Origin of the sequence: Motilibacter peucedani (assembly GCF_003634695.1) — a bacterium.
GTDB lineage: Bacteria > Actinomycetota > Actinomycetes > Motilibacterales > Motilibacteraceae > Motilibacter > Motilibacter peucedani.
The window spans coordinates 96,244-114,973 of the sequence record NZ_RBWV01000014.1 but is presented as its reverse complement, the minus strand read 5'-3'; the positions used below and the strand labels follow the sequence as shown (position 1 = coordinate 114,973).

At 73.8% G+C, this 18,730-nt stretch carries 19 protein-coding genes; 8 read left to right on the top strand and 11 right to left on the bottom strand.

Annotation, left to right across the window (positions count from 1 at the left end):
• Nucleotides 1-84: 84 nt before the first annotated feature.
• Nucleotides 85-408: a hypothetical protein gene (locus CLV35_RS15560; RefSeq protein ID WP_231121905.1), complete on the bottom strand. Its 324-nt coding sequence runs from the start codon at nucleotides 406-408 to the stop codon at nucleotides 85-87.
• 196 nt (nucleotides 409-604) lie between these two features.
• Here CLV35_RS15560 and CLV35_RS15555 point away from each other — a divergent pair, with 196 nt between their 5' ends.
• Both CLV35_RS15555 and CLV35_RS15550 read left to right on the top strand, forming a co-directional pair.
• On the top strand, nucleotides 605-913 hold the full coding sequence (locus tag CLV35_RS15555; protein ID WP_121194427.1) for an STAS domain-containing protein: 309 nt from the start codon (nucleotides 605-607) through the stop codon (nucleotides 911-913).
• Nucleotides 914-981: 68 nt separating this feature from the next.
• Nucleotides 982-2,574 carry a Na+/H+ antiporter gene (locus CLV35_RS15550; RefSeq protein WP_231121901.1) on the top strand — a complete coding sequence of 531 codons (1,593 nt, stop codon included), beginning with the start codon at nucleotides 982-984 and terminating at the stop codon, nucleotides 2,572-2,574.
• A gap of 25 nt (nucleotides 2,575-2,599) precedes the next feature.
• Here the strand turns inward: CLV35_RS15550 and CLV35_RS15545 are convergent, their stop codons facing one another.
• The 6 genes from CLV35_RS15545 to CLV35_RS15520 all read right to left on the bottom strand — a co-directional run bounded on the left by CLV35_RS15545 (nucleotide 2,600) and on the right by CLV35_RS15520 (nucleotide 7,387).
• Nucleotides 2,600-3,232, bottom strand: coding sequence for a response regulator (locus CLV35_RS15545; protein WP_121194426.1), 633 nt, complete (start codon nucleotides 3,230-3,232; stop codon nucleotides 2,600-2,602).
• Between the two features lie 15 nt (nucleotides 3,233-3,247).
• Nucleotides 3,248-4,420, bottom strand: a complete 1,173-nt coding sequence (locus tag CLV35_RS15540) for a sensor histidine kinase (protein ID WP_121194425.1) — start codon at nucleotides 4,418-4,420, stop codon at nucleotides 3,248-3,250.
• Nucleotides 4,410-5,243, bottom strand: coding sequence for an ABC transporter permease (locus CLV35_RS15535; protein ID WP_121194424.1), 834 nt, complete (start codon nucleotides 5,241-5,243; stop codon nucleotides 4,410-4,412). Before CLV35_RS15535 ends, CLV35_RS15540 begins: the two co-directional genes overlap by 11 nt.
• On the bottom strand, nucleotides 5,240-6,085 hold the full coding sequence (locus CLV35_RS15530) for an ABC transporter ATP-binding protein (RefSeq protein WP_121194423.1): 846 nt from the start codon (nucleotides 6,083-6,085) through the stop codon (nucleotides 5,240-5,242). The genes CLV35_RS15535 and CLV35_RS15530 overlap by 4 nt, the downstream gene beginning before the upstream one ends.
• Before the next feature lie 83 nt (nucleotides 6,086-6,168).
• Nucleotides 6,169-6,843 (bottom strand): endonuclease NucS, encoded by a 675-nt coding sequence (gene nucS / locus CLV35_RS15525; protein WP_121194422.1) that lies wholly within the window; start codon nucleotides 6,841-6,843, stop codon nucleotides 6,169-6,171.
• Between the two features lie 31 nt (nucleotides 6,844-6,874).
• Nucleotides 6,875-7,387, bottom strand: a complete 513-nt coding sequence (locus tag CLV35_RS15520) for an STAS domain-containing protein (RefSeq protein WP_183062023.1) — start codon at nucleotides 7,385-7,387, stop codon at nucleotides 6,875-6,877.
• Between the two features lie 81 nt (nucleotides 7,388-7,468).
• Between CLV35_RS15520 and CLV35_RS20585 the strand changes: the two genes are divergently transcribed.
• Nucleotides 7,469-7,774, top strand: coding sequence for a hypothetical protein (locus CLV35_RS20585; RefSeq protein WP_231121900.1), 306 nt, complete (start codon nucleotides 7,469-7,471; stop codon nucleotides 7,772-7,774).
• A gap of 17 nt (nucleotides 7,775-7,791) precedes the next feature.
• Here the strand turns inward: CLV35_RS20585 and mce are convergent, their stop codons facing one another.
• The gene (mce, locus tag CLV35_RS15510; protein WP_231121899.1) at nucleotides 7,792-8,235 is read right to left on the bottom strand and encodes a methylmalonyl-CoA epimerase; all 444 of its coding nucleotides are present in this window, start codon (nucleotides 8,233-8,235) and stop codon (nucleotides 7,792-7,794) included.
• Nucleotides 8,236-8,312: 77 nt separating this feature from the next.
• Between mce and CLV35_RS15505 the strand changes: the two genes are divergently transcribed.
• Nucleotides 8,313-9,284 (top strand): tetratricopeptide repeat protein, encoded by a 972-nt coding sequence (locus tag CLV35_RS15505; RefSeq protein WP_121194420.1) that lies wholly within the window; start codon nucleotides 8,313-8,315, stop codon nucleotides 9,282-9,284.
• Here the strand turns inward: CLV35_RS15505 and CLV35_RS15500 are convergent.
• Nucleotides 9,281-11,365 carry a right-handed parallel beta-helix repeat-containing protein gene (locus CLV35_RS15500; RefSeq protein ID WP_121194419.1) on the bottom strand — a complete coding sequence of 695 codons (2,085 nt, stop codon included), beginning with the start codon at nucleotides 11,363-11,365 and terminating at the stop codon, nucleotides 9,281-9,283. The two genes, CLV35_RS15505 and CLV35_RS15500, sit on opposite strands and share 4 nt — an antisense overlap.
• Nucleotides 11,366-11,425: 60 nt before the next feature.
• Entirely contained in the window at nucleotides 11,426-12,697 is a 1,272-nt protein-coding gene (locus CLV35_RS15495) for a glycosyltransferase family 2 protein (RefSeq protein WP_121194589.1), read from the bottom strand.
• Between the two features lie 313 nt (nucleotides 12,698-13,010).
• Between CLV35_RS15495 and CLV35_RS15490 the strand changes: the two genes are divergently transcribed.
• Entirely contained in the window at nucleotides 13,011-13,424 is a 414-nt protein-coding gene (locus CLV35_RS15490; RefSeq protein ID WP_121194418.1) for a phosphomannose isomerase type II C-terminal cupin domain, read from the top strand.
• A gap of 333 nt (nucleotides 13,425-13,757) precedes the next feature.
• Here the strand turns inward: CLV35_RS15490 and CLV35_RS20185 are convergent, their stop codons facing one another.
• Nucleotides 13,758-15,410 (bottom strand): vWA domain-containing protein, encoded by a 1,653-nt coding sequence (locus CLV35_RS20185; RefSeq protein WP_183062022.1) that lies wholly within the window; start codon nucleotides 15,408-15,410, stop codon nucleotides 13,758-13,760.
• A 226-nt stretch (nucleotides 15,411-15,636) separates the two neighbouring features.
• Between CLV35_RS20185 and CLV35_RS15480 the strand changes: the two genes are divergently transcribed.
• The 3 genes from CLV35_RS15480 to CLV35_RS15470 all read left to right on the top strand — a co-directional run bounded on the left by CLV35_RS15480 (nucleotide 15,637) and on the right by CLV35_RS15470 (nucleotide 18,631).
• Nucleotides 15,637-16,452 carry a CDP-alcohol phosphatidyltransferase family protein gene (locus CLV35_RS15480; RefSeq protein WP_121194417.1) on the top strand — a complete coding sequence of 272 codons (816 nt, stop codon included), beginning with the start codon at nucleotides 15,637-15,639 and terminating at the stop codon, nucleotides 16,450-16,452.
• Entirely contained in the window at nucleotides 16,449-18,113 is a 1,665-nt protein-coding gene (locus CLV35_RS15475) for a lipopolysaccharide biosynthesis protein (protein ID WP_121194416.1), read from the top strand. The genes CLV35_RS15480 and CLV35_RS15475 overlap by 4 nt, the downstream gene beginning before the upstream one ends.
• A gap of 86 nt (nucleotides 18,114-18,199) precedes the next feature.
• A complete protein-coding gene (locus CLV35_RS15470) occupies nucleotides 18,200-18,631 on the top strand; it encodes an adenylyltransferase/cytidyltransferase family protein (RefSeq protein WP_121194415.1) in 432 nt (143 codons plus the stop codon).
• The last annotated feature ends 99 nt before the right edge of the window (nucleotides 18,632-18,730 follow it).

The following is an 18,730-nucleotide window of genomic DNA, read 5'->3' as shown; positions in this document are numbered from 1 at the left end:
ATCGAAGTCGTGCCAGGCCGAGCAACTTGCATGGGTTTGGCACGAGGTTGATCGGCCTAGGCGATCAACATCGAGCCGGGCGGGTCAGTGGCGGGCGAGGAGGGTGCGGGCGCGCTTCTCGTCGGCGGCGAAGACCATGAGGCGGGGGCCGTCGGTGGTGGTGGCGACGGTGGCGCGCAGGCCCGCGTCGACCAGGGTGCGGCGCATCATCTCGGCCTCGACGAAGGTGTGGGGCACCGCGACGGCGACGAGCATGCCGTAGTCGCCGGGCTCCCCGGGGCGCACGGGGCGGGCGACGAGCGAGCCGCCGCGGCCGTAGGCCCAGCGCAGGATCAGGGCCAGGACGCCCACGACGAGCAGCGCCATCGCCGGGCCCCAGAGGTAGCTGTAGCTCTCGAGGGCCGGCACGCCGCCCATTCTGCCCGTCGACGCGACACGCCGCTCGGCGGGCGCTGCGCCGGGAGCGGACGGATGCGCGCGTACCGTCACGTGGTGTAGCCGCCGCCAGGTCGTTATGCACTTGTTGCGCACGTCGTGCAACCGAACGCCGCCGCCGATCGTCTTACCAGGTGACGGCCGCACCAACCGCACCGGGGGAGAGCCCATGAACATCGAGACCATCGGGGGCGACCTCGTCGTCCTGCGCGGGCGGCTCGACGTCACCACGGTCGGCGACGTGCGGCTCGCGCTGCACGACGCGCTCGGGGCCGGCTTCGGCCGGTTCGTCGTCGACGTGTCCGAGGCAGAGATCGCCGACGCGACCGGGCTCGGGGTGCTCGTCGGGGCGCACCGGCGGGCCGAGCGGCTGGAGCGCCAGCTGGTCCTGCGCGGGGTGCCGCCGCGGCTCGAGCGGCTGCTGCGCGCCACCCGGCTCCACCGGATCCTGCACGTCGAGGCGCTCGCGGCGGTCTGAACGCCGCTCGTCCACAGGCCGCCCGTCGCCGCTGTCGGCGCGACGCGGTCGCCGCATAGGGTTCCGCCGTGGACTCGCAGGTGCAGACGCTCGCTCTGGTCGTCGTGGTCGCGGCGGTCTACGCCCTCGCCCGGCGCATCGGGGCGCTCCCGCCCCTGCTGCTGGTGCTGGTGGGCCTGGTCGCCTCGGTGGTGCCCGGCATCCCCGACTACACCCTCGACCCCGAGCTGGTCCTGACCTTCTTCCTCCCGCCGCTGCTCTACGCGGCCTCGGTGCAGACCTCGCTGCCGAGCCTGCGCGACAACGCCCGCTCGATCGGGCTGCTCGCGGTGGGGCTCGTGCTGTTCACCGCGCTGGTCGTGGCCGTGGTCGCCCACGCCATGGTCGACGGGCTGCCGTGGGGCGCCGCGGTGGCGCTGGGCGCGATCGTCGCGCCGCCGGACGCGGTGGCCGCCACGGCCGTCGCCCGGCGCACCGGCCTGCCGCGCCGGGTCGTGACGCTGCTCGAGGGCGAGAGCCTCGTCAACGACGCGACGGCGCTGACGACCTTGCGCGTGGCGGTCGCCTCGATCGCGGCCTCGTCGCCGAGCTGGGGCAGCGCGGTGGGCCAGCTGCTCGTCGCTGCCGCCGGCGGCGTCGCGGTCGGCGTGGTCACCGCCAAGGTGGTCGCCTTCCTGCGCAAGCGGGTCGACGACCCGGTCATGGACTCCGTCATCTCCCTGCTGACGCCGTTCGCCGCCTTCGCCGCCTCCGAGTCGTGGTCCTCGGGCGTGCTCGCGGTCGTCGTCGCCGGCATCCTGCTCGGCCACAAGGCGCCGCTGATCCAGTCGCCGCAGTCGCGGCTCCAGCAGGCCGGCATCTGGTCGACCATCGAGTTCATCCTCCAGGGAGTGGTCTTCGCCCTGGTCGGCCTGCAGCTCAAGTCGGTCGTCCAGGGCCTCGAGGACGACGACCTCGGCCACGCACTGCTGGTCAGCCTCGCGGTGTCCGCCGCCGTCGTGGTGAGCCGGCCGCTGTGGATCTTCCCGGCGACCTACCTGCCGCGCCGCATCCCGTCCGTGCGGCGCCACGACCCGCCGCCGGAGTGGAAGGTGCCGGCGGTCATCTCGTGGGCGGGCATGCGCGGAGCGGTGTCGCTGGCCGCCGCGCTCTCGCTCGACGAGACCGTGCCGCACCGCCGCACGCTGGTGCTGGTGACCTTCGTGGTCATCGGGGTGACCCTGCTGCTGCAGGGGGCGACGCTGCCCTGGGTGATCCGCCGGCTCGGCCTCCACGCGCCCGACCCGGTGGCCGACACCCTGCAGGAGGCCTCGGTCAAGCAGCGGGCGTCCCGGGCCGCCGAGTCGGTGCTCGACGAGCTGGCGGCCCGCAACCCCCTGCCGGACGGGGTCGAGGACCGGCTGCGCGACGGCGTACGCCACCGTGCCCTCTCGGCGTGGGAGCGGCTGGGCAGCGGGCCGGGCGGGTCGGCCAACGGTCCCGCCCCCACCGAGACGCCGTCGGCCGCGTTCGCGCGCGTGCGCAAGGCGATGCTGGACGCTGAGCGGGCCGTGCTCGTGCAGGCCCGCGACGCCGGCCGGCTCGAGCACGACGTGCTCCAGCGCCTGCAGCGCGACCTCGACCTCGAGGAGACGATGCTGACCCGCGACGACGGCGACTAGGCCGGACGCGCCAGGGGAGCCGAGCTCAGCCCCGCGGCGCCGGCAGCAGCCCGTGCTCCATGGCGGTGGTGACCGCGTGGGTGCGGTCCGAGACGCCGAGCTTCGCGAACACCCGCAGCAGGTGCGTCTTCACCGTCGCCTCGCCGATGTGCAGCGAGCGCCCGATCTCGACGTTCGACTGGCCGCGCGCGACGCCGGCGAGCACCTCGCGCTCGCGGGCGCTCAGCGGGGGAGGCGGCGGCGTGCGCACCCGGGTGACCAGCCGTGCGGCGACCGGCGGCGAGAGCACCGTCTCACCGCGCGCCGCGGACCCGATCGCCGCGACCAGCTCGTCGCGAGGCGCGTCCTTGAGCAGGTAGCCCGTCGCCCCCGCCTCGACGGCGCGCAGGATGTCGCTGTCGGTGTCGTAGGTCGTCAGCACCAGCACGCGCGCCGTCGCGTGGGCGACGATCCGGGCGGTGGCGGTCGCGCCGTCGAGCACGGGCATCCGCAGGTCCATCAGCACCACGTCGGGCCGCAGCTGCGCGGCCAGCGCGACCGCCTCGGCGCCGTCAGCGGCCTCGCCGACCACCTCGACCCCGTCGCCCTGCACCAGCGCGACGATGCCGGCGCGCACCACGGGGTGGTCGTCGGCGACCACGACGCGCACCGGGCTCATGCGCCCATCGTGGCACTAGACCTCGACGAGCACCCGGGTCCCCGCGCCGTCGGCCGAGTCGACGGCGAGGCGCCCGCCGACCTCGTCGAGCCGTGCCTGCATGCCGCGCAGCCCGAACCCCTGCGCGGTGCACGCCGAGGTGTCGAAGCCCTGCCCGTCGTCGCGCACCTCGAGGCTCGTCGAGCCCGCGTCGAAGCACAGCCGCACCTGCACCGCCCGGGCGGCGCTGTGCCGGCGGACGTTCGCGAGCGCCTCCTGCGCGGCGCGCAGCAGCACCACCTCGGCGTGCGGGGGCAGGGGACGGGCGTCGCCGACCACCGCGTACGACGTCTCGATCTCGCACTCGTGCCGGAAGCGGTCGACGATGCGGTCGAGCGCCTCGGGCAGCGGCGACTCCTGCAGCGGCGGCGGAGCGAGCGCGGCGACCAGGGCGCGCGCCTCGGCGAGGTTCTCCCGCGCCACGGTCTCCACGGCAGCGAGCCGGTCGGCGGCGAGCGCGGTGTCGCCGGTGACCAGGGCGCGGGAGGCCACCCGCGAGAGCATGACCACGCTGGTGAAGCCCTGGGCCAGGGTGTCGTGGATCTCCTGGCTGAGCCGCTCGCGCTCGGCGAGGACGCCCTCGCGCCGGTGGGCGTCGGCCAGCTCGCTGCGGGTCGACTCGAGCTGCGCGAGGAGCACCGCGCGCTTGCCGCTCTCGCGCAGCACGCCGTCGATCCACAGCCCGAGCAGCGCCGCGACGCCGAAGTTGACCAGGGCGGTGAGCGTGCCGGTGCCCCAGTCGCCGGCCGTGATGCCCACGGCGACGCCCATGAGGACGCTCAGCAGCCCGGCGAGCCCGAGCGTCACCGGTCGGCGGTCGAACAGCGCGAACGTCTGCGGGTAGAGCACGAACAGCAGCGAGAACCCCGAGCTGTCGCGCAGCGCGAGCACCGCGAAGACGGCGTAGGCGACGGTGACGTAGACCGCGCCGAGCCGCTCGTCGCGCCGCGCCAGGGCCGGGATGCCGACCGCTGCGTAGACGACGCCGAGGACAGCGCCGGCCACCACCGACACGACGTCGCCCGTGACCGCCGGCGGCAGGCAGGCGACGGCCAGCACGCCGTACATCGTGACGTGCCAGCCGACCCGGCTGCGCTCCCAGAAGTCGCTGACCGGGTCGGTGCCCACGGGCGAGGCGTCAGCGGGCATCGCGCTGCCAGCGGAACGTACGCATCGCGAGCAGCGCGGCGCCCACCGTCCAGACCACGAGCACCAGGGCAGTGCGCCCGTGCTCCCACGTGCCGGCGGACTCGGTGCGGGCGAAGGAGTCGGGCAGGAACACCGAGCGCATCCCCTGGGTGAGCCACTTGAGCGGGAACAGGGCCGCGACGTGCTGCATCCAGGAGGGCAGGTCGTCGTACTGGAAGAACACCCCGGAGATGAACTGCAGCACGATCGCGACGGGCGAGACGATCGCAGGAGCGGCCCGGCCGTTGCGGGGGAGCGACGAGAACGCGACGCCCAGCATCGTCATGGCCGAGGAGCCCAGCACCACCAGCCACAGGAACGTGAACCAGCGCCCCGGCGAGCTCGGCAGGTCGAGGTCGAAGAGCAGGGACCCGAAGACCATGAGCAGCAGCAACTGGCCCACAGTGGTCACCACGACGAGCGCGATCTTGCCGATGAAGTAGGCGGCCTTCGGCATCGGCATGCCCATCAGCCGCTTGAGCGTGCCGTCGTCGCGCTCGGCCGGGATCGCGATGGCGAGGTTCTGGAACCCGGTGGTCATCAGGCCCGAGGCGATCATCCCGGCCACGAAGTACTGCCGGAAGCTCACGCCCGGCGCGATCGTGTCGGTGAAGACCGATCCGAAGATGAACATCAGGATGAGCGGGAACGAGAAGATGAAGACGACGGCCTCGCGGTTGCGGAAGAACTGCCGCACCTCCACGGAGGCTCGAGCGAGCCCGATGCTGAGGGCGTTGGGCTCGCGGGTGGTGGTGGCGCTGCGGGTGGCTGCGGTGGCGCTCATGCGGGCTGCCCGATCATCTGGAGGTAGGTGTCTTCGAGGGTCGGGCGCGTGACTGTCAGGCCCGGGACCTCACCGCCGAACCGGCCGGCGAGCTCCTGCACGGTCTTCGTGGGGGAGTGGCTGTCCAGCCGCTGCGGGCCGTTCTGCGGGTCGAGCCAGGTGACCCGCGCCGGCGCCCGGTCGCGCCCGCCGAGCGTCGTGGGGGTCGCCACCTCGACGATGCGCCCGGACGCGATGACCGCCACGCGCTCGGCGAGGTGCTCGGCCTCGTCGAGGTAGTGCGTGGTCAGCAGGATCGTGGTGCCCGCGGACGCGAGGCTCTCGATGAGCGTCCAGAACTGCCTGCGCGCCTCGGGGTCGAAGCCGGTCGTGGGCTCGTCGAGGAAGAGCAGCTCGGGGTCGCCGATGATGCCGAGCGCGACGTCGAGGCGGCGGCGCTGACCGCCCGAGAGCGCGCGGGTCCGCGCCGTACGCTTCTCGGCCAGTCCCGTCGCCTCGATGACCTCGTCGACGTCGCGGGGAGCGGGGAAGTAGTGGGCGAAGTGGCGCACGGTCTCCTCGACCGTGAGGTCGGCGAAGTCGTCGCTGCTCTGCAGCACGATGCCGATGCGCCGCCGCCACGCCAGCGCGTTGTCCGCAGGGTCGGCGCCGAGCACCGACACCTCGCCCGCGTCGCGCGAGCGGTAGCCCTCGAGGATCTCGACGGTGGTGGTCTTGCCGGCGCCGTTGGGGCCGAGCAGCGCGAAGACCTCACCGCGGGCGACGTCGAGGTCGATGCCGCCGACGGCTCGGTGCTCGGCGTAGGACTTCTCCAGCCCGCGGACGGTGATCGCAGCGCTCATGGTGCTGATCCTGCCGCGAGCGGCGACGCCGCGCTACGACCATTCCGCTGTCAGCGCGTGTCCACCGGACGGTGGACACGGGCTCAGAACAGCCGCGACTCCGCGTCGTCGACCCCGCGCATGGCGTCGTAGTCGAGCGTGACGCAGGCGATGCCGCGGTCGGTGGCCAGCACGCGCGCCTGCGGCTTGATCTCCTGGGCGGCGAAGACGCCGCGGACGGGGGCGAGCAGCGGGTCGCGGTTGAGCAGCTCGAGGTAGCGGGTCAGCTGCTCGACGCCGTCGATCTCGCCGCGCCGCTTGATCTCGACGGCCACGGCGGCGCCGGCCGCGTCGCGGCAGAGCAGGTCGACCGGGCCGATGGCGGTGGCGTACTCGCGCCGCACGAGCTTCCAGCCGGGCCCGAGGACCTCGGGCTGGTCGGCGAGCAGCTCCTGCAGGTGCGCCTCGACGCCGTCCTTGAGCAGGCCCGGGTCGACGCCCAGCTCGTGGCTCGTGTCGTGGAGCACCTCCTCGACCGAGATGAGCAGCCGCTCGCCGGCCTTGTTGGTGACCGTCCACAGCGCCGAGCCGTCCTCGTCGGAGCCCTCGACCAGCGTGCACGGCGGGCTCATCCAGTTGAGCGGCTTGTAGGCGCGGTCGTCGGCGTGGATCGACACCGAGCCGTCGGCCTTCACCAGGATCAGGCGCAGCGCCGCGGGCAGGTGGGCGGTCAGCCGGCCGACGTAGTCCACGCTGCAGCGGGCGATCACGAGACGCACGAGGGAGCAGGCTACCCGCCGCGTCTCGCGGTCAGGCCGGGGCGACGGGCGGCAGCAGCTCCTCGAGGCCGAGGAGCACGAGCAGGCGGCGTACGGCTGTGCTCGGCGCCTCGAGGCGCAGCTCGCCGCCGCGCCGGTTGAGGACCGCGCGCGCGTGCAGGAGCGGCGAGACGCCGGAGGCGTCGACGAACCCCACGCCGCTCGTGTCGACGGCGAGCACGTCGGTGCGGCGGCCGCGCCGCCCGCGCAGGCAGTCGGAGAGCACCGCGTCGAGCAGCCCGCTGGTGGCCAGGTCGAGCTCACCGCGTACGTGCACGGTGACCTTCTCGTCGCCGTCCTCGACGCTCACGTCGAGGTCCGCGGGGCGGTCGTCGACCCAGAGCGGCAGCGCCTCGGCCGTCTCCGACAGGCGCGCAGCGGAGACGTCCTGCGCGTCGTCGAGCACGAGAGAGCGGTCTCTCCGGCTGGCGGGCACGACAAACCTCGACAGCTCGACCAGGTCGTCGTCGGGGAGAGCGAGGTCGCACAGCGTCGTCCATGCCATACCTGTCTGACGAGCCGCCCGGGACGGGGGTTCCCCGGCTGCGGGTGCGGCGCGCCACCTCCCGGGTGCGACCATCGAGGGGTGGGACGTCGGCGGCAGGCACGCGGCGCGGGAGGCGACAGGCCCCTCGCGGGACGGCTGCTCGGCACCGTCGCGGCGCCCGCCGACCGGGTCGACGACCACGGCGGCGTGCCCTACTACGTGCGTGCGGTGACCGGGGCAGCGGCGGCGAAGTCCTACCGCTGCCCGGGCTGCGACCAGGAGGTCGTGCCGCGCACGCCGCACGTGCTCACCTGGCCGACCGACGAGGGGCTCGAGCAGCGCAGGCACTGGCACACGCCGTGCTGGGCGGCGCGCGACCGCCGGGGTCCGACGCGCCGGCGCTGAGGGCACCACGCGGGGCGTCAGCCGCGCTCGACCAGCTCGGTCAGCACGCCGCCCAGGTCGCGCGGGTGCAGGAACGCGACGCGCGCACCTCCCCCGCCCCGCGTGACGCCGGGCGCGACAGGCTGGAGCGGCGGGTCGCCGGTGGCGAGCCGGGCGAGGGCGTCGTCGAGCGAGCCCACCCGGTAGGCGAGGTGGTGCAGCCCCTCGCCGCGGCGCGCGAGGAAGCGCGCGACCGGACTGGCGTCCGAGAGCGGCTGGAGCAGCTGCACGCGCGTGCCCGGTCCCGGGCCCGGCGCGAGCAGCGCCTCACGGACGCCGTGGGCGGCGACGTCCTCGACGGAGAGCAGGTGCAGCCCGAGCACGCTGCGGTGCAGCTCGACGGCGGCGTCGAGGTCGTGCACTGCCAGGCCCACGTGGTCGAGCTCGGCGGGGCTCCAGCCGGGCAGCGGGGCGGCCGTCACGCCGGAATCCAGCCGCGCTCGGAGGCGTTGGCGTCAGCGGCAGGAGTGTCTCCGATCACGACTGGAACAATGCACCCATGACGCAGCCGACGTTCAACACCTACGGAGCGGTCGACCTCGGAGCGCTCGCGGCCCGCGCCCAGCGCGCGGCGGCCCCGGCCCCGGCACGTCCGGCGGCGGCGGGCGCGCCCGGTGCTGCCTCGAGCGAGGCAGCGCCCGGCGCCTGGGTCATCGACGCGACCGAGGCCGACTTCGCCGACGTCGTCCTCCAGGCGTCGATGACCGTCCCGGTGGTCCTCGACTTCTGGGCCTCGTGGTGCGGCCCGTGCCGCCAGCTCAGCCCGATCCTCGAGCGCCTGGCCGAGGAGGCCGGCGGCCGCTGGCTGCTCGCCAAGGTCGACGCCGACGCCGAGCAGCGGCTCGCGGCCGCCTTCCAGGTGCAGAGCATCCCCTCGGTCTTCGCCGTGGTGAAGGGCCAGCCGGTGCCGCTGTTCCAGGGCGCGCTGCCCGAGCCCCAGGTCCGCCAGTACCTCGACGAGCTGCTGCGCGTCGCGGAGGCCAACGGCGTCGCCGGCCGGCTGCCGGCCCCGGGCGCGGAGGACGCGGACCGTACGCCTGCGGCCGAGCCCCAGCCCGACCCGCGCTACGACGCCGCCTACGACGCCGCCGAGCGCGGCGACTACGCCGCGGCCGCCGCCGAGTTCACGCGGCTGCTGGGGGAGACCCCGGCCGACGCCGAGGCGGTCGCGGGCCTCGCGCAGGTGCAGCTCCTGGGCCGGGTGCAGGCCGTCGCCGACCCCGACGCGGTGCTCGAGGCCGCCGCGGCGCAGCCGCAGTCGGTCGGCACCCAGCTCGAGGCCGCCGACCTGGAGTTCGCGACCGGAGCTGCCGACGCCGCGTTCGAGCGCCTCCTCGCGCTGGTGCGCGCGACCAGCGGTGCCGAGCGCGAGCAGGCGCGCGGCCGGATCCTCGACTACTTCACGCTGCTCGGGCCGGACGACCCGCGGGTCCCTGCGACCCGCCGCGCCCTGGCCCGCGCGCTGTTCTAGGCGCCGCGGGCGGGACCGGCGCCGTTGCGGCTGCTGCCGTTCGAGGAGCCGCTGCTCCCGCCGCGGGGGTGCCCGTTGCTGCTGCCGTTGGAGGTGGCCACGGCGACCCGCCGGTCGAGGTCGATCGCCGTCGACCCGCCGCGGGCGTGCGCTCCGGCCGGAGCAGCCGTAGCAGCCGCAGCAGTCGCGCCCACGGGCGCGACCTCGCCGCCGTGACCCGCGTGCCCGGTCTGCTGCGGGACCGTGAGGCGCTTGTCGGCGTAGGGGTGGCCCATGACCCCGCGCGCCCGGCGCCCGCGGACCGCGGTGACGGCCAGCAGGAGCAGCAGGAACACCCAGATGACGGTCATGGGGTGGATGAGCCGCTTGGCCTTGGCCCACAGCGCGGTCGTGTCGACCCAGTCGCTGGTGGTGTTGGAGGCGACGTCGGCGCCGTGCTGGCGGTGGGAGTCGATGGCGCTGGGTCCGCGGCCGGCCAGCACGTTGCTGGTCACCGACGAGCCGTCGAGCGAGCCGACGAGCGCGATGCCGTGGCTGCTGGCGCCACGCACGGTGTTGCCGAAGACCTTGGCGACCGAGGAGCGCACGTAGAGCCCGATCGAGCCCTTCTCGACCTGGTTGCCCGAGACGCTGGCGCCGGTGATGCCGTCGCGCAGGGCGATGCCCTGCCGCTCGGAGCCCGTCACCTGGTTGCCCGTCACGGCGAGCGTGTGGACGGCGCCGCTCGCGACGATGCCCATGTCGTTGCCGGTGACGATGTTGGACGAGACGGTGACCTGCAGGCCGGCGACGACCTCGATGCCGTAGCGGCCGTTCTCGCGAGCGACGCTGTACTGCACGCTGTTGTTGCCGTAGGGCCGGGTGTCGGCGCCGGTGGCCGACGGGCCGTCGGCGAGCGGGTCGCCCGAGAGCTTGAAGCCGTCGGCCCGGTTGTGCTCTGCGGTCGCCTGGTTGATCGAGATGTTCTCGGTGGCGCGGGCGAGCACGAACCCGTTGCCGGCGTTGAGCCGCGAGACCGTCTTCTCGACCTTGCCGGTCGAGACGTAGCGGTGCAGCGTGATGCCGTCGACCAGCGACTTCTCGACGACGGTGTTGTCGATGACGATGTCGGTGGCGCCGGAGACGAACAGGCCGTAGGCGTCGCCCGTGATGGTCGAGTTGGTGACGCTGCCGGAGACCAGCGTGTCGTCGAGGACCTGGAAGCGCTGGTCGTCGAGCGCGGAGGCGGGCACGAGCCCGAGCTTGGTCCCGGCGCCCTGGTTCTGCCGGTCCTTCTTGGCGGCGTCCTTGGCCGCGGCCTTGGCCGTCTTGCCCTTGGCCGCCTGGGCGCGCTGGGTCGACAGGGCGTCGGGCCGCGTGGTGCCGGTGAGCGCGATGCCGCCGGTCTTGCCGCTCCAGAAGCCGAGGTTCGAGGCCTTGACGTAGTCCATGTCGAGCTGGCCGCCGATGGCGCGGACGTAGGCGCGGCCGTCGTCGGTGGTGGTGTCCTCAGCGTGGGTCTTGTCGTCCCAGCTGGTCAGCGTCAGCGGCGCCGAGGGGCTGCCCGTCAGCTCGATGCGCCCGCCGTAGGACACGATCGAGGTGAACCCGTCGGAGTCGCTCATCATGCGGATCGGGCGGTTCGTGCCGTCGAGCACGAGCGTCGCGCCGTAGGCGACGAACAGGTTGTGCGTGAGCAGGTAGCTGCCGTCGGCCTGCTGCTCGAGAGCGTGCCCCAGCCCGGCCGAGGTCAGGTCGCTGATGCGGTAGGGGTTGGTGCGCGGCACGAGCACGCAGGTCGGGATCGCGGTGCTCGTCGTGCACTGCGGGGTCTGGTAGGCGGCGGCGTCGTCCCAGCGCAGCAGCGAGGCCTTCATCCGGACGTCCTGGATCCGCTCGTCCTCGGCCTCGACGAGCGCGGCCTGGTGCGAGGCGTCACCGGCGTAGGCGGCGGGCGGCGCGTCCGCCAGCGGGTCCTGCGCGGCGGCCGCGGGGCCGGCCCCGGCGAGCGCAGCGGAGCCGGAGGCCGCGACGGTCGCTGCGGCGAGCAGCGAACGGAGGGCGACTGCGAGCCCTCGCCGGCGCGTACGGCGCTTCTGCATGTGGGACGTCCTCGATCGGGTCTCGTGCGGATGGTGCTGGTGCAGCCGAGTGCTGCGAGCCTAGGGAACGGCCGGCGCCGGTGACAGGGTCGACGCCGCCTGGGCCTCCCCTCCGAGGTGGTCGCTGTCGCGGGTCAGCCAGCCCTGCTTGTTCATGGTGACGAACGCGTAGGCCTTGACCGGCAGGGCGATGAAGACGACGACGAGCGCGACCACAGGCAGCAGCAGCAGCTCCTGCGGGTGGCGGCGCAGGTGCGAGACGCCGCGGATGCCGCGGCCGACGAGCAGCCACGCCGCGGCCAGCCCGATGCCGTGGCCGACGCCCGAGGAGAAGTCGAGCCGCGACGCGACCAGGTAGGTCACCGTCAGCGCCATGGTGAGCGGCGTCAGCAGGATCTGCAGCACGGTGACCTTGGTCACGAACGGCACCCGCCAGAGCCAGCCCTTCCACAGGGCGGTGAGGTAGGTGCGGTAGGAGTTGCGGCTCCAGCGGATGCGCTGCTTGGTGAACCCCTTGAGCGAGTCGGGGAACATCGAGAGCGCCTTGGCGCTGCTCTGGTGGACGGTGCGGTAGCCCGAGGCGAGCACCAGCCAGGTGAGCCGGCCGTCGTCGCCCGACACGCAGCGCTTGCCGAGGAAGAACTCGTGCTCGAGGTGCTCGAGCACCGGGACGACGGCGGTGCGGCGGTACGCGGCGGTGCGTCCCGACACGCACGCGACGGCGCCCTTGGCGCCCATCGCCGGCACGTAGTCGAGGTAGCGCAGGTTGACCAGCCAGTCGGCGACGCGGCGCCAGATGCTCGAGGTGCGCTGGTAGACGTTCTGCTGGGTGCTCACGCCGCCGACGCCCTCGTCGGCGAAGGGCATCTGCACCGCCTCGAGCAGGCCGGGCGTCCACAGCGTGTCGGAGTCGGCGAAGACCAGCAGCTCGCCGCGCGACGCGCGGATGCCGACGCCGAGCGCGGAGCGCTTGCCGCGGTGGGCGAAGGGGATGACCTGCAGGCGCGGGTCCGGGAAGGAGTCGAGCGCCTCGATCGTCTCGGTGTCGGCGACGTCGGGGACGATCAGGACCTCGGTGGGGTCCTGCGCCAGCCACGACTCGAGGCAGCGCAGCAGGATCTCCGGGTCCTCGCGGTAGGACGGCACGATCACCGAGGTGGTGGTGCGGAAGTCGTTGACGACCGGCTTCGCCCGCCGCGAGAGGACGAAGCGGTAGAGCCACAGCGCCCACACGAGGACACCGGCGATGCCGAGCGGGAAGACCTCGCGCCACGAGCCGTCACCGAGGTCGTGGGCGACCTGGGACAACTGGGTCTGTATGGCGTCGAGCATGCAGCACCCTCGCGAGTAGTCGGACACATCGGCGTATCGGGACGAGCGCACGTGACACTACGTGGCCAGCGCGATCGTTAACAGGGGACTCCACCGATCCGTTGCTGACAATCAGCCGAACGGATACGTCTCGCCCGTCCGACGTGACGCCGCAGGTCCGGGCGGTCGCGCGGTGTGACGCAGTCGCGGCGGCAGCGTGTTGTCCGGGTCGTGCGCGCCCGGTTATCCTGCGGACGGTCGACGACGACCTGCCGACGGGGCGGTTCGCCCCACCGACAGATCGCGCCCCACCTGGCGCGGGGAGGACCACGACATGCAGCAGACCGCCGACGCCCAGCCGACCGGACCGACCCAGCCGGAGGCGCCCTCCGTGCTCGTCGACGAGCGCCCCTGGGGCCGCTTCGAGCAGCTGGCCCTCAACGAGCAGGTCACCGTCAAGATCATCACGGTCGAGCCGGGCCACCGCCTCTCGCTGCAGACCCACACCTCGCGCGACGAGTCCTGGAAGGTCCTCGACGAGGGCCTCACCGTCGAGATCGGCGGCGTCGCCTGGGCGCCGCAGGTCGGCGAGCAGGTCTGGATCCCGCGCGGCGTCACCCACCGGGTCGGCTGCACCGGCTCGAGCGCCGCCCGCTTCGTCGAGGTCGCCTACGGGGAGTTCGACGAGTGCGACATCGTGCGGCTCGAGGACGACTACGCGCGTCCCGAGACCCCCGACCGCGCCTGACGCCCGGCACCCGCCGGCGGTAGCCGCCCGGCACCCCGTGGGAGCGCGTACACACCTCGTTCACAGCGGGGCGCATCTCACAGCAGATCGACACGATCGCGACATGCGCCCGCAACCTGGCTCCGGCAGGATCAGGAGCACCGAACAGCGAAGGGGGCACCCGATGGAGAGCACCACGTCCAGCACGTCAGCCGCCCGCGCAACGACTGCGCAGCCCGTGCCGCTGAGCACCGTGGCCAACCCCAAGCGCACCCGGCTCAGGTAGTCCGGGAGCGCGACGAAGGGCCGGTCCCCCCGCGGGGGGACCGGCCCTTCGTCATGCGGGCAGCGGGCTCAGAAGCGCAGCCCGACGGTGTGGCGGCCGGTGGCCACGCGCAGGGTCGGGTGCCCGAGGTGGGCCCGGGTGCTCAGGACGACGCGGCCCTGGCGCACGACGCCGGTCGCGACGACGTGGCGGCGGCCGTCGAGGAGCGTGGCCTTCGAGCCCTTGCGGGCGGTCGTGCGGCACGACCAGGCCCAGTGCGCCGGAGCGTGTCCCGCGCGGACGTGCACGACGGTGCACGAGCTGAGCACCGGGTGCGGCACCGCGCGGACGGCGGCGGGCAGGCCCGACTGCGAGGGCAGCACGACGCGCAGGCGGACGGCGCGGTTCGCCGGCTTCCAAGTGAGCGCGAACGCGCCCTTGCGGACCTTCGCGGTGGCGACGGTCGCCCACGTGGTGCGGCCCTTCGACTCCGCCTGGAGGCGCACGGTCATCCCGTCGGTCGCCACGACGGCGCCGGCGTCGCGGGCGGTGGCGGTGCCGCGTACGACTGCGGGCAGTGCCGTCTTCGACGGCGCGGGCGTCGCGACCCGGAGCGCGGTGGCCGGCAGCCCGGTGCCCGGCGTCATGCCGGCGACCGGAGCGGGTGCGGCGGCGACGGTGAAGGTGCGGCTGGCGCGGGCGGTGCGCCCGCTGGTCGAGGTGGCGGTGGCGGTGGCGGTGTAGGTGCCGGCGACGAGGCCGAGCTTCGCGCTCCAGCCGCCCAGCGGGTCGACGGCGGCCGCGACGGTGCGGGTGCCCACAGTGACGGTGACGCCGGCGACGGCGGCCGGCTTCGCGGTGACGACCTGGGTCTTCAGCGAGGCCGGGGAGGCGGCGTAGAGGCACGCCTCACCGGTGGCGTCGGCCATCTTGGCCAGGCTGCCGCCGGTGGCGCAGCTCGAGTCCGCGCCGACCGCGAACGAGCGCAGGTGCACGCCGGACGCCTTCAGCGTCGCGAGGTCGTGGGCGGTCGCCTCGCCGTCGCTGATGAACATGATCCACTTCTGGCCGCCCTGCACGGTGGCGAGTGCGCCCAGCGCGGTGGTGACGGCGGCGTCGAAGTCGGTGCCGCCCTCGACGGTGGTCGGCGTGTAGGCGCCGATCACGTGGCGCTTGAGGCTGCGGGCGACGACCTGCATGCGCGGCTCGCTGGCGCCGGTCGCGTCGCCGGGGGCGACGAACTGGCCGCCGTCCGCGGCCACGGAGGCGGTCGCGGCCGTCTTGCTGAACGCCGTGAGGCCGACGCGCAGCGTGGCCACGTCGGGGGAGACGGCCGCGAGGCTGTGGTTGAGCGCGATGACCGCGCCGATCTCGCAGTCGAGGATGTCCCCCACGGAGCCGTCGCCGTTCAGGTCGTCGCCGGCGTCGACCTTGCCGTTGCCGTCGCAGTCCTTGCTGCTGACCGAGCTGGTGGAGGCCGAGACGTCGACGACGAACTCGACGGTGGTGTTCTGGCTGAGCAGGCCGGCCGCGGTCGAGCCGTGCAGCTCGACGCTGCCGGCGCGGGGCGCGGTGGTGGCGTCCGGGTCGGCGATCGACACGGTCGGGGCGGCCGCGGTGGTGGCGGCGGCGTCGTCGGGACCGGGCCCGAGGGCCCAGGCGGACTGCGGGGCGAGCGCGAGCAGGGCGGCGACACCCCCTGCTGCGGCGAGGCGCAGGGACGAGCGGCGAGGAGCGAGCACGAGGAGCCTTCCGGGTACGGGCTGGAGCCAGGAGCCGCTGTCGGCTCACGTCCCGTCGACGGTAGGTGTCGTTCCGCGACGGCGAGGTCGGAATGTTCGGACTCGCACCCGGATGGCCCCATCGTTGCCTCGAAGCAGGGTCGAGGCGGGCCGGAACGTGCCAGAATGAGGTCGTCCGCTGGGGGGTGGACGCGGGCCGACGTGCCCGCGGGCGAGGGGGAGCAGCATGGCAGTCCAGACAGGCCCGGAGCGGGCGAGCGCCAGTCCGACGACCGGGGCGACCGCTCCCGGCACGCCCGCGCGGCCCGGCATGGGCGACTCGCTGCGGCGGCTCGGCTCGGTGCAGAAGTCCACGGTCGGCGTGCCGGCCTACATGCGGTGGGTCAACCGTCCCGTCGGCGGGCTGCTCGCGGTCGTCAGCCACCGGCTCGGCCTCACGCCGACGCAGGTCACGGGCGTCAGCGCGCTGCTGTCCTTCGGCGGCATCCTCGCCCTCGCCACGCTGCGGCCCTCGGCGCTGACCGCCGTGCTGGTCGGCCTGGCGCTCGCCCTGGGCTTCGCGTTCGACTCCGCCGACGGCCAGCTCGCCCGTCTCCGTGGCGGGGGCACGCTCGCCGGCGAGTGGCTCGACCACGTGGTCGACGCGGTGAAGTCCTCGTCGCTGCACGCGGCCGTCGCGATCTCGCTCTACCGCTTCACCGACCTCGACCACCCGGCCGTCCTGCTCCTGCCGCTGGCCTACGGCGTCGTCGGGCTGACGCAGTACTTCGGCATGATGCTGCGCGACCAGCTGCTGCGCACCCGCAAGGTCCCGGCCCCGGCCGGCACGCCGCGGCCGGCGCCGGAGCAGGGCAGCCTGCTCAAGGCCGTGCTGCTGCTGCCCGTCGACTACGGCGTGCTGTGCCTGGTCTTCTTCCTGCTGGCCTGGACCACGGCGTTCCTCTGGGCCTACGGCGCGCTGCTCGTGCTGACCGCCGCCTTCGCCGTCCACTCGCTCTCCAAGGCCTACCGCTCCCTGGTGCGGGCCAGCGCCTCGTCGTGAACGACCGCAGCGAGCGCACCACGCTCCTGACCGGCGTCGCGCGCAGCGGCAGCATGGCCTTCGTCGGCACGTCGGGCGCGGCCGTCCTCGGCTTCCTGCTCACCCTGCTGGTCACGCGTGGTCTCAGCACGACCACCGCAGGCCAGTTCTTCAGCGCCACCGCCGTCTTCTTCGTCCTGCAGACCCTGCTGGCGTTCGGGGTGGGTGCCGGTCTGGTGAGGTTCGTCCCGCGGCTGCGCGCGCTGGAACGCACCGACGACGTACCCGCGCTGCTCGTGGTCGCGGTGGTCCCGGTCGTGGCGCTCGGCGCGCTCGGCAGCGTCGTCCTCTACGTCCTCTCGCCGCTGCTCGCGCGCCACCTCGCCGACGGCGGGTCGACGAGCGCGTCGACCAGCGCCTTCCGGCTGCTGGCGCTGTTCCTGCTCGTCGGCGTGCTCGAGACCGGCGCCGTCGAGTGCACGCGCGCGTTCGGCAGCATCAGCAGCTACGTGCTCATCCAGCAGATCTCGCTGCCGCTGCTGCGCCCGCTGCTCGTGCTGACGGCCATCGCGCTCGACGCGCCGCTGTGGGCCGTGGTGCTCGGCTGGCTGGTGCCGCTCGCGCTGGCCTTGGCGCTCGCCGCCCGGGTCGTCGCGAGGTGCCTGCACGAGCTGTTCGGCAGCGCGCGGGCCTGGCCCGCGCGACACACCCCGCTCGACGCCCTCGCCCGCGAGTACTGGTCGTTCACGGCCACCCGCGGGCTCGCCGGCATCATCGACATCCTGCTCACCTGGCTCGACGTCCTCATCGTCTCGGCGATCGTGTCGTCGTCGATGGCCGCGGTCTACGCGTCGGCCAGCCGCTTCGTCACCACCGGCACGCTCGTGCTCTCGGCGCTGCGCCTGGCGATCGCGCCGCAGCTGAGCGCGGCGCTCGCGCGCGGCGACCGGCAGCGCGCCGGCGAGATGTACAGCGTCGCGAGCCAGTGGGTGGTGCTCTCGTCGTGGCCGCTCTACCTCGTGATGGCGGCGTTCTCGCCCACCGTGCTGCGCATCTTCGGCGAGAGCTACGTGTCGGGCGCCACCGCGATGACCGTGCTGTGCGCGGCGATGATGGTCAACCTCGCCGCGGGCAACGTGGGCACCGTGCTGCTGATGGGCGGCAAGAGCCGCTGGGTCCTCGCCGACAAGGTCGTCGTCCTGACCATCAACGTGAGCGCCAACCTGCTGCTCATCCCGCCGTTCGGCATCACCGGTGCCGCCAGCGCCTGGGCGCTGACGATCGTCGTCGACAGCGTCATCTCCTACTGCCAGGTGCGGTGGGGGATGCGGGTGCACGGCGGCGACTCCGGCCTGCGCGTCGCAGCCGCGCTCTCGCTGGGCGTCTTCGGGACCGCAGCCGTGGCCGTACGCCTGCTGCTCGGCTCCTCGCTCGTCACCCTGGTCGCCACGGTGGCGGTCGCGGGCGCCGTCTACGCCGCGCTGGTGTGGCGCCGGCGCGACGAGCTCGACCTCGCGCTGCTGGTCGCGGCGCTGCGGCCGGGGCGCGGCGGGGGTTCGGCCGATCGGGGACCGATCGGGCAAAGCGGCGTCGGCGCGCCCGACGGCTCCGTACCATCGCAGACAGAGCCTCCTGCGTCGCAGGCCCTGGGCCAGTCGCCGGCGTCGTCGCCGGCCGGCTAGCGGCCCTCGCACAGCCGTCCGCACGAGTCCAGCGCCACGCACCAGCCGTCACGAGCCATCAGCGTCACGAGCCATCAGGGGTTGTCATGTCAGTCCGCGTCGGGTACGCGCCAGGTGTCTACGACCTGTTCCACGTCGGCCACCTCAACATCCTGCGCCACGCCAGCACCCTCTGCGACTCGCTGATCGCCGGCGTCGTCTCCGACGAGATGGCCGCGCGCTCCAAGGGCAAGACGCCGGTCGTGCCGACCGCCGAGCGGCTCGAGATCGTGCAGAGCATCACCTACGTCGACCGCGCGGTCGTCGAGGACGTGCCCGAGAAGCTGACGATGTGGGAGCGGCTCGGCTTCGACGTCATCTTCAAGGGCGACGACTGGCGGGGCACGCCCAAGGGCGACAAGCTCGAGCGCGACTTCGCCGCGGTCGGCGTCGAGGTCGTCTACTTCCCCTACACCAAGCACACCTCCAGCACGATCCTGCGCCGCGCGCTCGACGAGCTGCAGGGCGCCGCGAGCTAGCGGGAGCCGGACGGGCCGCTGGCGCCGGGTCGGCACCAGCGGCTCTGCAACGCCTCGGGTGGTCCCGGACGTTGCCGATGTTGGGTTCGGGGATCGTGC

Bases quoted from the DNA above. Each gene is read 5' to 3' on its own strand.
- CLV35_RS15555 (WP_121194427.1), top strand. From the start codon at position 605: ATGAACATCGAGACCATCGGGGGCGACCTCGTCGTCCTGCGCGGGCGG.
- CLV35_RS15545 (WP_121194426.1), bottom strand. From the start codon at position 3,232: ATGAGCCCGGTGCGCGTCGTGGTCGCCGACGACCACCCCGTGGTGCGC.
- CLV35_RS15540 (WP_121194425.1), bottom strand. From the start codon at position 4,420: ATGCCCGCTGACGCCTCGCCCGTGGGCACCGACCCGGTCAGCGACTTC.
- CLV35_RS15535 (WP_121194424.1), bottom strand. From the start codon at position 5,243: ATGAGCGCCACCGCAGCCACCCGCAGCGCCACCACCACCCGCGAGCCC.
- CLV35_RS15530 (WP_121194423.1), bottom strand. From the start codon at position 6,085: ATGAGCGCTGCGATCACCGTCCGCGGGCTGGAGAAGTCCTACGCCGAG.
- CLV35_RS15520 (WP_183062023.1), bottom strand. From the start codon at position 7,387: ATGGCATGGACGACGCTGTGCGACCTCGCTCTCCCCGACGACGACCTG.
- CLV35_RS15505 (WP_121194420.1), top strand. From the start codon at position 8,313: ATGACGCAGCCGACGTTCAACACCTACGGAGCGGTCGACCTCGGAGCG.
- CLV35_RS15500 (WP_121194419.1), bottom strand. From the start codon at position 11,365: ATGCAGAAGCGCCGTACGCGCCGGCGAGGGCTCGCAGTCGCCCTCCGT.
- CLV35_RS15495 (WP_121194589.1), bottom strand. From the start codon at position 12,697: ATGCTCGACGCCATACAGACCCAGTTGTCCCAGGTCGCCCACGACCTC.
- CLV35_RS15490 (WP_121194418.1), top strand. From the start codon at position 13,011: ATGCAGCAGACCGCCGACGCCCAGCCGACCGGACCGACCCAGCCGGAG.
- CLV35_RS15480 (WP_121194417.1), top strand. From the start codon at position 15,637: ATGGCAGTCCAGACAGGCCCGGAGCGGGCGAGCGCCAGTCCGACGACC.
- CLV35_RS15470 (WP_121194415.1), top strand. From the start codon at position 18,200: ATGTCAGTCCGCGTCGGGTACGCGCCAGGTGTCTACGACCTGTTCCAC.